10 protein-coding genes are annotated in these 12,889 nt (G+C 53.0%); 4 read left to right on the top strand and 6 right to left on the bottom strand.

The window, feature by feature from the left end; all coding sequences use genetic code 11:
• The first annotated feature begins 410 nt into the window (after positions 1–410).
• Together PGR09_RS11975 and PGR09_RS11970 are read left to right on the top strand one after the other, a co-directional pair.
• A complete protein-coding gene (locus PGR09_RS11975; protein WP_430916176.1) occupies positions 411–1,379 on the top strand; it encodes a hypothetical protein in 969 nt (322 codons plus the stop codon).
• Between the two features lie 15 nt (positions 1,380–1,394).
• On the top strand, positions 1,395–1,985 hold the full coding sequence (locus tag PGR09_RS11970) for a hypothetical protein (RefSeq protein WP_430916175.1): 591 nt from the start codon (positions 1,395–1,397) through the stop codon (positions 1,983–1,985).
• Between the two features lie 493 nt (positions 1,986–2,478).
• Here the strand turns inward: PGR09_RS11970 and PGR09_RS11965 are convergent, their stop codons facing one another.
• Both PGR09_RS11965 and PGR09_RS11960 read right to left on the bottom strand, forming a co-directional pair.
• Positions 2,479–3,135 carry an epoxyqueuosine reductase QueH gene (locus PGR09_RS11965; protein ID WP_430916174.1) on the bottom strand — a complete coding sequence of 219 codons (657 nt, stop codon included), beginning with the start codon at positions 3,133–3,135 and terminating at the stop codon, positions 2,479–2,481.
• 116 nt (positions 3,136–3,251) lie between these two features.
• Positions 3,252–4,358, bottom strand: a complete 1,107-nt coding sequence (locus PGR09_RS11960; protein ID WP_430916173.1) for a nickel/cobalt efflux protein RcnA — start codon at positions 4,356–4,358, stop codon at positions 3,252–3,254.
• 118 nt (positions 4,359–4,476) lie between these two features.
• Here PGR09_RS11960 and rcnR point away from each other — a divergent pair, with 118 nt between their 5' ends.
• On the top strand, positions 4,477–4,749 hold the full coding sequence (gene rcnR, locus PGR09_RS11955; protein WP_015369853.1) for a Ni(II)/Co(II)-binding transcriptional repressor RcnR: 273 nt from the start codon (positions 4,477–4,479) through the stop codon (positions 4,747–4,749).
• 48 nt (positions 4,750–4,797) lie between these two features.
• On the opposite strand, the gene potE is transcribed toward rcnR, so the two are convergent.
• The 3 genes from potE to speFL all read right to left on the bottom strand — a co-directional run bounded on the left by potE (position 4,798) and on the right by speFL (position 8,677).
• Positions 4,798–6,114 carry a putrescine-ornithine antiporter gene (potE, locus tag PGR09_RS11950; RefSeq protein WP_045391927.1) on the bottom strand — a complete coding sequence of 439 codons (1,317 nt, stop codon included), beginning with the start codon at positions 6,112–6,114 and terminating at the stop codon, positions 4,798–4,800.
• Positions 6,111–8,309 carry an ornithine decarboxylase SpeF gene (gene speF / locus PGR09_RS11945; RefSeq protein WP_015369855.1) on the bottom strand — a complete coding sequence of 733 codons (2,199 nt, stop codon included), beginning with the start codon at positions 8,307–8,309 and terminating at the stop codon, positions 6,111–6,113. Before speF ends, potE begins: the two co-directional genes overlap by 4 nt.
• 263 nt (positions 8,310–8,572) lie before the next feature.
• Positions 8,573–8,677: a leader peptide SpeFL gene (speFL, locus tag PGR09_RS11940; protein ID WP_006819052.1), complete on the bottom strand. Its 105-nt coding sequence runs from the start codon at positions 8,675–8,677 to the stop codon at positions 8,573–8,575.
• A 548-nt stretch (positions 8,678–9,225) separates the two neighbouring features.
• On the opposite strand from speFL, the gene PGR09_RS11935 reads away from it, so the two are divergent.
• On the top strand, positions 9,226–10,776 hold the full coding sequence (locus PGR09_RS11935; RefSeq protein ID WP_045391925.1) for a peptide MFS transporter: 1,551 nt from the start codon (positions 9,226–9,228) through the stop codon (positions 10,774–10,776).
• A 649-nt stretch (positions 10,777–11,425) separates the two neighbouring features.
• On the opposite strand, the gene PGR09_RS11930 is transcribed toward PGR09_RS11935, so the two are convergent.
• On the bottom strand, positions 11,426–12,889 hold the full coding sequence (locus PGR09_RS11930; protein WP_430916199.1) for an MdtP family multidrug efflux transporter outer membrane subunit: 1,464 nt from the start codon (positions 12,887–12,889) through the stop codon (positions 11,426–11,428).

Below are 12,889 nucleotides of genomic sequence, written 5' to 3'. Positions count from 1 at the left end.
GCTTAAAAGCGTTAGTGATTCGAGTAATAATTCCAGAGATATTGGTTTAATGGACGCATGGCACTAATTTACTGAGAGAAAAAATAAGCAAGCCTTCTCTGAGTTTTGTTACGTCTTTATGTAATATGCCTTTGTTTTTTGGAATTTTTAGGAAAACATTTAGGTGCGCTAAGATTGTTCACAACTCAGGAGTTGGTTACCATTTAACTTCTCAAGGTAGTGCTCTGTAATAGTATAGATATTTACTTTAAAGAGTGGGGGGGTTTAACACTTCAATTAATAACATATTGAAGAGGTTGATAATAGTCATATTTATTGGCGGGCTAAATTTGGTTGGTGTGATATTAGTTTTGTTGGATTTTATGCCACCATTTTCTTGGGAGTGAGTTAAGCTAACAAGGATTTATGCAATGGTTGAATATTATTTTGGCCGTAATGGCCTCAACAATATCTCTCCTTTTGATAGACCAGCAACATGGGGAGGGCCAGGTCCAGTTGATTTTAATTTTCATGATCTAGCAAAACAATTGGACTGTTCGCGGAATTTCAATCGAGTTGGTATTATTTATTCTAATGGTGTGAGCCAATGGTTGGTAAGACCTTCCCGGCGGATTGCCAATTCGGTCCAAAGCATAGCAAGTCATGTTATTGTCACAAAGGTTTGTGATATCTCACAAGAAGGTTCCACAAAAGCTATTCTTAAGACACTTCAGGCACCATCACTGGCCACCGAAATTACATCAACGGCACTTTCATGCGGAGCGGCTGCAATCACATTAGCCCTTGTGCTTACTGGAACGGCGATACTTCCCATTACGGCAGGAGCATCGGTGCTGGTAGCCGGAGTTATTGCTGCCAGCGGCGTAGCTACCGTTGGGCAATGTTTTATCGGTGCGGGAAGATTATGGACAATAAGTAGAGGTAGGGAAGAGCGTTTAGCATGGCTTGATTCGCAGGATTGGTATCTTACTACGACTACTATCCTTGATATCATTTCTCTTGCAGGTGCCGGGGCTGGCTTAGCGAAATCTATCGAAGTGTGGAAAACGATGAAAAAAATATCTTCAGCAGAAGCTTTATCATGGCTAAGAGGCCTAAGTAGGGTTGAGCGTAAGCGGCTTACTTATGAAATCATTCGTAATGAAAATCCGGGAATATCTAACTCTGGTATAAAAGCTGCTATAGAAATGGGGCATTATCCTAAACGATTTCCATCTGAAGTATTACAACGAACTCTACAAAGGGAGTTGATGCAAGTGATTGTTAATTCATCGGCATTTGCAGGGAGCGGCATTTCCGGAACTGTTAGAAATCCACACAATCTAAAAAAAACAGGACAATATGTGATAGGGATAATACAATCCTTTTCATTAACATAAAATCTGGTTGGCATAATGATTGAGCATATAAAAAACAGCCTTGTGTTAAATATTGATGTGGAAAAAAATCTTGCGTCAATGAGTCCCCGACAACTTGAGATGGTTAAGCAGCGATTGACCGAATATGTAGGAGCAAGAGTCGGGGGACATACGCTCAGTATTCCAATGGTGGGCGGAATACTATTTGCTATTTTTTGCTTTGTTATGCCGCAAATTACCGTGTGGGAAATTATTTTCAGACTTAATGGATGGCCTGATTATGCTATACTGGCTGCGGCTTTTCCCTCGGGAGTTTTGTATAGCATATTGATTTGTATTCCGGCGTTTCTTACTGCACGAGGTCGATTGATAGGTCTGAAATCTCTTATATGTGTCATTGCTGGGACAGGAATCATTGCAATAGCATTTTTATTATTCGCTGTTATTACTTTCATTATGGGGGGGGGTAATGATGCGGGCGATCTCCTCGGTGCTATTTTAGGAGTGTTTTTTATCGCGATCGGCATCAAATGCCTCAATACGGTTATGTTCACTAAAACAATCGCATTTTACTTACTAAATCGGGTCTCCCGCCAGCAAATAAAATTGAAACACTCGTCTGGTTAAGATTTTGGGTGTCAATGATTGTTCATACTTCTGCGTTAGTTACTATTTGAGTATTCAATGCGTGACGATATCGTAGTCTGGATATTGACTTTAAGATCGCGCTGTCATTATGTACAGCTATTAGATTAACTCGGGGCGGAAAGTGATTATATGACTAACCTTAATTGATCGCCAGGGAATGAAATGCGCATAATATTTTTCTGTTTATTAACTTCTTTTTTCATCGTTCTCTTCCCGTTGGGTGGGCTGTTAGATTATTTATCCTGGACTAGCAACGATTTCTTGAACAGCACCGGTTTGGGGTTTGCCGATGGGGATGCCGACCCCTCTTTCTTGTGGGTTTTGCTGACGTTGATGATGATTGTGACCGTGGCGTTGAACTATCTCATCCGTAAGATTGTGCCAGGAAATAGAGTATGAAATTTATGTGAAGTTATTAAACAACGGACCTTTGCTGGCCCGTTATTTCTCTACATCATTCTCTTTCCTTCAGCTACTTACCTTCATCGCCATAATAGAGCTTGCCGATCTTAATTAGCGGACGGCCCTGGGATTTTCGGTGCAGATTACTGTCGCGCAGCGAGTAGACGCAGCCGCAGTACTCCTGCTGGTAAAAGCGCTCGCGCTTGCTGATATCGATCATCCGCGAGGATCCGCCCTGTTTGCGCCAGTTGTAATCCCAGTAGACCATGTCTGGATAATGTCCGGCGGCGCGCTCGCCGCAGTCGTTGATTTGCTGCATGTTCTTCCAGCGTGAAATTCCCAGCGAACTGCTGATAACGCTAAAGCCGTGCTCGTAGGCATAAAGCGCGGTGCGTTCGAAGCGCATATCAAAGCACATCGTGCAGCGCACGCCGCGCTCGGGTTCCCATTCCATCCCCCTGGCCCGCGCGAACCAGTTATCGGTGTCATAATCGGCATCGATAAACGGCACACCGTGTTTGTGTGCAAAACGAATATTCTCTTCCTTGCGGATTTCATACTCTTTCTGTGGGTGAATGTTGGGGTTATAGAAGAAGATAGTGTAGTCGATACCGGAGGCCTGAATCGCCTCCATCACTTCCCCGGAGCAGGGGGCGCAGCAGGAGTGGAGCAGCAGTTTATCGGCTCCGTTGGGCAACGTCAGCTGTGGGCGCTGGAACTCGGACATCAAGTCATTCCTGAAGTAAATACATCCAGCGACAACTGTAGCACGTTGAATAGCTGCTATCCTTCCCCAGAAATGTCAGGCCGCGCAACCTCACGCGGCGCTGAATTCATCTCAAATTAACCTCTCACGCCGAGATAGCCGTGGATCGCCATATAGATCCCCATCGCGCCGATTAGCACGCTGGAAAAGTAGGGGGCCCGGCGGGCGAGCGTGTTAAAACCACTCCAGCGTTTGGCCACCTGGCGAACGCTTACCGCCGCGCCAACGCCGACGGTGACCAGCGTCAGCGCCAGGCCGATGCTGAAAGAGAGGACCAGCGTCGCACCTAAGGTCAGGGCTTTGAGCTGGATGCAGATAAGCAGTACGGTGATCGCCGCCGGGCAGGGGATCAATCCGCCGGTCAGGCCGAACAGTAAGATCTGCCAGTTAGTGACCTCCCGGCCGTCGAAACGACGTTGAATATCGTTCGCATGGGCCCGCTCGTGGGCGTCCTGATAGGCCTGACTTCCTTCCTCAAGGCCGTCCAGTTCATGATGATGATGTTCATGAAACGCCAGATCATAATCGTGGGTATGGCGCTGGTGGCCGAGCGTCAGGCGGACGTTAAAGTCATGCGGTTCCGGGATGGTCTGCGCGGATTCTAAATAATCCCCTCTATCAACAAAGGAGAACATCTGCGCGAAGCTGCTCCCGCTGCGCCGTGTCGCCAGTGAGACATCGCCAGCCGCCCATCGGTTGCCACTTAGCGTGCGTATGCGCCAGCGCGGCGGTTGTTCTTCTTCGAAGATAGAAAGCGCGATTTTACCGTGGCCGGTGTCGACGATCTGCGTTTCATCATCATGATGATGCGTATCCCGATCCTGCATGGCCTGCAGCCAGTTACGTTCACCGCGCCAGGTGCGCCAGAACATCCATATTGCGGTACCGAGAATGATGAACGCTGAAACCAGCTGCAGCCAGGGTTCAGCCGCTTCGGCGGTGAATTTCTGGCTAAAATACATGCCGCCAAAGGCGATCAGCCAGACGATGGCGGTATGCGAAAGGGTCGCGGCGAGGCCCAGCATTACCGCCTGACGTACCGTGCCTTTAATGGCGATGATGAATGCCGCCATCATGGTCTTTGAATGGCCTGGCTCCAGGCCGTGTAGCGCGCCTAACAGAATGGCGCTGGGAATGAAAAACCAGGCATTGCCCTGCTGAAGTAACGGTAAGAATTCGTTCATAAGAAGAGAGTAGGTTGTCGTTGGTGAACGGGATTCTACTCCCCCCCAGTATAAGATACTACCCCCCAGTAGATTACAAACCTATAATTGAGGCATTGAGTTCGCTAGTGAGGTTAACGTGTCGCATACGATTCGGGATAAAAAGAAGCTGCAGGCCAGAGCCAGCAAGATTGAAGGGCAGGTGAGCGCGCTGAAAAAGATGCTGGATGAGCCGCACGAATGCGCCGCCGTGCTGCAGCAAATTGCCGCTATTCGCGGAGCGGTAAACGGACTAATGCGTGAAGTGATCAAGGGCCATCTGACGGAACATATCGTTCATGAAGGCGATGAAGTGAAACGTGAAGAAGATTTGGACGTGGTGCTGAAGGTGCTGGATTCCTATATCAAATAGCGGCCACGAAGAGTACCGGCGGCGACAGACGCGCCGCCGGCTTCAGCATTAGCTGTGTTTGTTTTTCATCTCAAAACGCGGTGATACCAGGCCGTACAGCGTCCAGCCCATAAAGGTCACGATCGCGCCGTAGAGCATCGCCTCTTCGCCGGAGGAGTACAGGGCATAGAAGCTGTACACCGCGCCGATAAAGGCTATCACGTTGGTGGAACGCGCTTTGCCGGGATCGACCTTGGCCATTTTTTGGATAATCGCCAGCGCGGCCATCGACAGAATGTACGGGATGATGTTAGTCACCACCGCCAGGTTAACCAGCACGTTGAACTGATTGCTCAACGACGGGCTAATGGTCATCAGCGACAAGCCGGTTTGCAGGATAACGATGGTTAACATCCCCTGAATCGGCGCGCCGGAAGCCGAGACGCGGGAGAAGATTTTCGGGAAGTAGCCTTCGTCAGACGATGATTTAAAGACCTGCGCGATGGTGAACTGCCAGCCGAGCAGCGAACCGCAGCAGGACATCACCATCAGCCCCATAATCACTTTCCCTACGCCAGGCGTGAACATCTGGGCAAACGCCAGGCCAAACGGCGCCGTGGAGTTAGCCAGATCCATGTTCGGCACGATCCCGGCGATGACGTTGGTCGAAACGATATAGATAACCGCCGCGCCGAGGGTACCGCCGAGTACGGCGATCGGCACGTTACGTTCCGGGTTTTCGACCACATCGGTGTTGGCGCAAGCGGATTCCAGACCGAGGAAGGCCCACAGCGTCATGGCGATTGACGAACCAACGGCGCCGAAGAACGGCACGTGGTGTGGGTTCCAGGACTCGACGTACATCGTCGGGCTAAACCAGAACCAGCCGATAACGCACAGGCCGACAACCGGAATGATGACCCCCCATACGGTGATGCTACTGATCTGGCCGGTAATGCGTGCGCCGCCGAAGTTGGCTACGGTACAGATCCACAGCACCCCGATAGTCGCCAGGCCAATCTGCACCGGCGACAGGGTGGCGCCGAACAGCTCGGTGCCGTAACCCACCGCGGAGATAGCGATAGCGACGTTGGCGATCAGCAGCGAGACGCCGTAGGTATAGTTGGCCATAAAGTTGCCAGACTTGCCGAACGCGTACTCGGCGTAACCGCCCATCCCGCCTGATTTACGGCTAAACATCCCGCATTTGGCGAAGGCCCACGCCAGCGCCATCGATCCTACCGCCGTCACCAGCCAGGAGATGATGGAGATAGTCCCCACCTCCGCCAGCTTGGTGGGCAGCATGATGATACCGGAGCCCATCATGTTGACCATGGTTAAGATGGTGAGCTGTACCACTCCCATCTTGTTACTGGATTTGCTCATACAGTTTCCCCTTTCAGCAGCGCGCTTTGTTTCTCGCTTTCCGCGATGACATAGCACCAGACCTGTTTACGGCCATCGTGCTCCTGGATATAAACCCCCTGCAGTTCCGGCGCGAAGCCCGGCAGCAGGTTGATCCCTTCTTCCAGAGCGGTGAAGTACTGAAGCACCGCGCCGCCCCAGACTTCTCCCGGGACTACGCACAGCACTCCCGGCGGGTAAGGCAGGGCGCCTTCCGCGGCCACGCGGCCTTCGGCTTGCGGCAACGGCACCAGATCGACCTGGCCGCGCAGATAGGCGTAGTTAGCCTCTTGCGGGTTCATCACCACGCGCGGGAAGTGATCTTTACGGAACATCTCTTTTTGCAGCTGTTTGACGTTGTGGCGGGCATACAGGTCATGCATTTCCTGGCACAGCTGGCGCAGGGTATAACCGGCATAACGCTCTTTGTGTTGGCTGTAGATAGACGGCAGAACCTCCTGTAGCGGCGCATCGGCGTCGAGCAGCTTATCGAAGCGCGCCAGCAGGGCGACCAGCTGCTGCAGTTTGGCCATATCTTCCGCCGGGGTCAGCAGGAACAGAATGGAGTTAAGGTCGCATTTTTCCGGGACCACGCCGTTTTCACGCAGGAAGTTGGCGAGAATGGTGGCCGGTACGCCGAAGGCGTCATATTCGCCGCTGGCGGTATTGATACCCGGCGTGGTCAGCAGGAGTTTGCACGGATCGACGAAGTACTGATGCTCGGCATAACCGTCAAAGGCATGCCAGCGTTCGCCTGGACCAAACTCGAAGAAGCGCAGGTCAACGGCGATTTGCGCGGTTTCATATGACTGCCACGGTTTGCCATCGACCATTTTGGGTACGAACGGACGGATGTGTTTGCAGCTTTCAAGGATCAGCTTACGCGCCTTGATACCGTTCATGACGCAGTCCATCCACATGTTGCGGCCGCTCTCGCCTTCATGCATTTTGGCGTTGATATCCAGCGCGGCAAACAGCGGATAGAACGGGCTGGTGGAGGCGTGCATCATAAAGGCGTTATTCAGACGCTTGTGCGGAACATAGCGCTGTTGACCTTTGATATGGCTGTCTTTTTTATGGATTTGCGAGGTCTGGGAGAAACCGGCCTGCTGTTTGTGCACCGACTGGGTCACCAGAATGCCCGGATCATTTTCATTCAGCTCCAGCAGCAGCGGCGAACAATCAGCCATCATCGGAATGAACTGTTCATAGCCGACCCACGCGGAGTCAAACAGGATGTAATCGCACAGATGACCAATTTTATCGACTACCTGACGAGCGTTATAAATGGTGCCGTCGTAGGTACCTAACTGGATCACCGCCAGGCGGAACGGACGGGCATCCTGTTTCCGATTCGGCGCCACTTCCCCAACCAGCTCGCGCAGATAGCGTTCTTCGAAACAGTGGGCGTCGATACCGCCGATAAAACCGTACGGGTTACGCGCGGTTTCCAGATAGACCGGTGTCGCCCCGGCCTGCAGCAGCGCGCCGTGGTGGTTGGATTTATGGTTGTTACGGTCGAACAGTACCAGGTCGCCCGGGGTCAGCAGCGCGTTGAGCACCACTTTGTTAGAAGAGGAGGTGCCGTTGAGCACGAAGTAGGTCTTATCGGCATTAAAGACTTTTGCCGCATGCTGCTGGGCAATGCATGGCGCCCCTTCGTGGATCAGCAGGTCGCCCATGGCGACGTCGGCGTTGCACAGGTCGGAGCGGAACAGCGTCTCGCCAAAATACTCGACGAACTGATTACCGGCCGGGTGACGACGGAAGAATTCGCCGCCCTGATGCCCCGGGCAGTCAAAAGCGCTGTTGCCCTGTTTGACGTAATCGACCAGCGCGCTAAAAAATGGCGGACGCAGCTCGGTTTCATATTTATGCGCAGCGGCTTCCAGCTGGCGGCCGTAGAAGTCGTTGCGGGTTTCGTCGTGTTCAAATACCCCCTGCACCGAAGCCATATATTCGGCCGGGACAACCTCTTCTTTATTAATAGCGATAAATACCGGGATGTTATAGCCAGTGGCCTTTAACTCATCGAGTTTACCGCATTCGATATCTTCCAGGGTTAATACTACCGCGGCCACATCAATAAAGTTGGTTTCGCTAGTATTGACAATATTACGCTGGGTAGAAAAACAGTTTGGACATGTACGGCTAACGGCAATTTTTAAATCAGTCATTGTTATCTCTTTATTTTCAGATAATAGCAGGCCCTCAATTTCTCAAATGAGAAATTGATTACGCCGGACAAAAGGTAATAGTCTGCCGCTGATATAATAAATATCAGTAGAGTACCTTTTGAGATGCAATAAACCCTACCAGTCCGGTGGCTGGTAAATAGCAGGATTTATTAGGGCGAGCGCGGTTAGCTACAGGCGAGTGCCTGTATTAACAACAAAAGATGCAGGAAGACCTGTATGCTGAAGCGCCCGTAGTCGGAAGACTACCGGGCATTAAAGAAATGAAAATCGAAGCTGTTACGGTGAGCAAACATCATAATATGCGTTGTCCGCCTTATGTGTGGCATCATCCTGTTATTGTTTTCCATGATATACACCTTTCAAATGATTGACTGAAGGTATGGCATATTCTATATCCGGCTTAGACTTAATCTGTGACGCCGATCACTAATAGCCTCTCATTATGATATCAATGGCTGGTATTTTGATCTTATCCAACATTATTCACTGGTTTGTTGCTTTTGTGTAAATATATTGTGTTGCAATGTGGTTAAAAAGAATAATGACCGGTTAATCATTGCGTTATTTCAGCCATATGACGGAATTATGTCGTATACTCGGGACTTTCTGACTTCTATCCTCTTAACATTATGTTTATTAAGGATTAAGAGGTTCCTGTAGTACGAAAAAATGCTGTCAATCATTATCCCTTTGTTGCCAACATAAAATCTGGGAAAAGAGAGCCTGGTCGAGTTTTCATCTAAAAGATATCGCCCAGGGGCTAGACAAAACCACCATCTGGTTATCAAATGGTTAAATAAAATTAACGCCTGTGTGAACTATAGGCAGGTAGAAAAAATGGTCAATACGCTTTTCGGCATGACTAAGCGCTAAGATCGCCTTATTGGGAGAAGTTATGCATTCCTCTGTTAACAAAAATGAAAGCCGGACCTTCTTTGGTCACCCTTACCCTCTGGGTTCATTGTTCTTCACCGAAATGTGGGAGCGATTCTCGTTTTATGGCATTCGTCCGTTACTGATCCTGTTCATGGCGGCCACCGTCTATGACGGCGGTATGGGCTTAGCCCGTGAGAACGCGTCGGCCATCGTCGGCATCTTCGCGGGCGCCATGTACCTGGCGGCGCTGCCGGGCGGCTGGTTGGCGGACAACTGGCTCGGCCAGCAGAAAGCGGTGTGGTACGGCTCGATTCTGATCGCGCTGGGCCATCTGTCGATTGCGCTGTCAGCGTTTATGGGCAACAACCTGTTCTTTATCGGGCTGATGTTTATCGTGCTCGGTTCCGGCCTGTTTAAAACCTGCATCTCGGTGATGGTCGGTACGCTGTATAAGAAAGGCGATAGCCGTCGCGATGGCGGTTTCTCGCTGTTCTATATGGGTATCAATATGGGATCGTTTATTGCGCCGCTGATTTCCGGCTGGCTGATTAAATCCCACGGCTGGCACTGGGGCTTCGGCATCGGTGGTATCGGTATGCTGGTGGCGCTGGTGATTTTCCGCCTTTTCGCGGTCCCGGCGATGAAACGCTACGACAGCGAAGTGGGTCTCGACTCTACCTGGAATAGTCCTGTCGCGAAGAAAAACGGCGTTGGCGCCTGGCTGCTGGCGCTGGCGGTCGGCGTGGCGGTGGTGATTACGCTGATTGCTCAAGGGGTGATAGTCATTAACCCGGTGGCGGTGGCTAGCATGCTGGTGTACGTGATTGCCGCGTCGGTGGTGCTCTATTTCATCTACCTGTTTGTTTTTGCGGGTCTCAACCGTAAAGAGCGCGCGCGTCTGCTGGTCTGCTTTATTCTGCTGGTTTCCGCCGCCTTCTTCTGGTCAGCCTTCGAGCAGAAACCGACTTCGTTTAACCTGTTTGCTAACGACTACACTAACCGCATGATCGGTGATTTCGAAATCCCGGCGGTGTGGTTCCAGTCGATTAACGCCCTGTTTATCATCCTGCTGGCGCCGGTATTTAGCTGGGCGTGGCCGGCAATGGCGCGTAAAAACGTGCGTCCGAGCAGCATCACCAAGTTTGTTATCGGGATTCTGTGCGCGGCGGCGGGCTTCGGCCTGATGATGCTGGCGGCGCAGAACGTGCTGAGCAACGGCGGCGCCGGCGTATCGCCGCTGTGGCTGGTGGGCAGCATTCTGATGCTGACGCTGGGCGAACTGTGTCTGAGCCCAATCGGCCTGGCGACCATGACTCTGCTGGCGCCGGAAAGAATGCGCGGCCAGATGATGGGGCTGTGGTTCTGCGCCAGCGCGCTGGGTAACCTGGCGGCGGGCCTGATTGGTGGCCACGTGAAGGCCGACCAGCTGGATATGCTGCCGGATCTGTTTGCCCGCTGCTCGACGGCGCTGCTGATCTGCGCCGCGGTATTGTGCGTGCTGATTGTGCCGGTGCGCCGTATGCTGGAGAACAGCAAATCCGCAGAGCAAAAACCGGCGACCAATGCCTGATTGCGCAAGCGGTCAATGAAAAGCCGGCGCTGAGCGCCGGCTTTTTTATTGGCCAATCCCCAGGTAAGCCGAGGATGAAAACGGTAGATAATGTTATCGGTTTACAACTTTTTCGCTTGAGAAAAATGTTTATCGCGTGTCGCTTCAGAGGACATTGCGCTCCCGGTTGATTCTTTATGTAATATGTTTTCCGTGGCGCAGGGAGCGCACAAAGGGCGGCCAGTCGCCGCCGCCCTCTGTACTCCCGGGCTTTGGCCGCCAAAATCGCCACTTCGTGGTTCCTTCGACTTATCCCGGCAGGCTTCGGGTCGGGCCGAGGCAGCGTCCCTGCAAATCACGGCCCTCAGCCCGCATCCATGCGGGCTGCCCCGGCCTTCCGGGAACGTCTCAGCGATTTTGAGGCCACCAACACCGGCAGTTTCAGCCAGCGTGGTGAATAAATTAAAGGCAGACCGCACAGACCGTAGGCCGGATAAGGCGCAGCCGCCATCCGGCGCAAAAGCGGCACCTAATCCGTGGATATTGCCCGGCGGCGCTGCGCTTGCGTGGGCCTATGGACCGGGTCCGTTGGCAAATTTATTGTCGCATGTAGCCCCGGTAAGCGGTAGCGCCACCGGGGATTTCCCTGCTCGCGCTGCGCTTAGCAGGGCTACGGTTCTGCGGAATCCACCGCCGGGCCGCGGTAATCGCCGCCGAGGGCTTTAATCAACGTGATATCGGTGCTAAGACGCTGGGCCTGGATATCCAGCAATAACAGCTGCTGGGCGATGGCCGGTCGCCGCGCTTCTTGCGCGGCATAGCGGCTTAACAGGCCGCGCTGGTGATGGGCGCTGGCGCTGCGGGTGGTGGCCATCGCCGCCGTCACCTTCAGCTCCTGCAGCGCCACCTGCTGGTTGAGATCGTTAAGCTGACTGGAGCTTATCGCCACATCCCGCACCGCATCCAGCACCGCCTGGTTGTACTGCTTAATCAGGATATTGCTCGCCGTACGTACCGACTTCAGATTGGCGTTCAGGCGTCCGCCATCGAATATCGGCAGATACAGCCCCGGCAGCAGGTTAATCTGCTGGAAGGACGACTTAAACAGATCGCCGACGCTCAGCGCGTTATATCCCCAGAAGGCTTTAATATCAAAATGCGGATAAAAGGCCGCTTTCGCCGCATCTACCTGGCTCATTGAGGCGGTTACATAACCGCGCAGGGCCTGCAGATCCGGGCGACGCGCCAGCAATTCGAAGGAGAGTGAATCCGGCAGCGTTTCCTGCAACGCCGGCAGGGCGACCGGGTGGATCTCCGGCATACTCTGCGCGTCGGCGCCAATCAGCGCCCGCAACGTTTCGCGGTACTGGGTTAGCGTGCCGCGGGCGGTAATCACCTGCTGCTGCGCGCCCAGCAGTTCCGCCTGCGCATTGGCGATATCGACGCTATCCTCCACGCCGCGCTGGGTGCGGTGTTCATGCGCCTGCACCGACAACCGGGCAATTTCTTCTAGCTGCTGCAGCAGAACTATCTTCTGGAAGGTGGCCTGCATGGCGAAGTACAGCTGCGCCACGCTGCTGGCGAGATCCAGTTCGATACCGGCGGTTTCCGCCTGGCGAGCGTTCTTTTCGCCAATAGCTGCCGCGACGCGGGCCCGGTCGGCGCCCCATAAATCGATATTCAGCGTCGCGCCGACGCCCACGGTATTGAGCGTGTACCACGGGCCGTTTTTATCCACCGGCAGAGAATAGGAGTAGGGCCAGCTAAAGGATTTATCGGTTATACGCATCCGGTTCTGCGCCGCCACGGCGGTCGCCTGCACGCCCATTGCCGACTGCGCCAGCTCGACGGTGGATTGTGACTGTGAGATGCGCAGCCGCGCCGCCTGCATGGTCGGCGAATTTTGCAGCGCGCGGTTTACCAGCATGTTGAGCTGGGGATCGTGATACCCCTCCCACCAGCGGGCCGCCGGCCAGCCGCTATTCGCCAGGTGGATCACCTGTGCCAGCTGCGCCTGTTGCGGATTAACGATCGGCACTTCGCCAGGATCGTCCTGAATCAGCGCGCATCCCGTTAACAGGCTGATGGCGAAGGCCAGCGGTGAGTAGCGCAGAAAACGTGCTGCGGCGTCCAT

This window comes from Klebsiella sp. 141251, assembly GCF_050600725.1.
GTDB lineage: Bacteria > Pseudomonadota > Gammaproteobacteria > Enterobacterales > Enterobacteriaceae > Klebsiella > Klebsiella aerogenes.
This window is presented reverse-complemented; position numbering and strand designations above follow the sequence as displayed.

Coding starts and splice junctions, on each gene's coding strand:
- potE (WP_045391927.1), bottom strand. CDS start 6,114: ATGAGCAAATCCAGTAACAAGATGGGAGTGGTACAGCTCACCATCTTA.
- PGR09_RS11970 (WP_430916175.1), top strand. CDS start 1,395: ATGATTGAGCATATAAAAAACAGCCTTGTGTTAAATATTGATGTGGAA.
- PGR09_RS11975 (WP_430916176.1), top strand. CDS start 411: ATGGTTGAATATTATTTTGGCCGTAATGGCCTCAACAATATCTCTCCT.
- speF (WP_015369855.1), bottom strand. CDS start 8,309: ATGACTGATTTAAAAATTGCCGTTAGCCGTACATGTCCAAACTGTTTT.
- PGR09_RS11960 (WP_430916173.1), bottom strand. CDS start 4,358: ATGAACGAATTCTTACCGTTACTTCAGCAGGGCAATGCCTGGTTTTTC.
- PGR09_RS11935 (WP_045391925.1), top strand. CDS start 9,226: ATGCATTCCTCTGTTAACAAAAATGAAAGCCGGACCTTCTTTGGTCAC.
- speFL (WP_006819052.1), bottom strand. CDS start 8,677: ATGGAAAACAATAACAGGATGATGCCACACATAAGGCGGACAACGCAT.
- PGR09_RS11930 (WP_430916199.1), bottom strand. CDS start 12,889: ATGGACGCCGCAGCACGTTTTCTGCGCTACTCACCGCTGGCCTTCGCC.
- PGR09_RS11965 (WP_430916174.1), bottom strand. CDS start 3,135: ATGTCCGAGTTCCAGCGCCCACAGCTGACGTTGCCCAACGGAGCCGAT.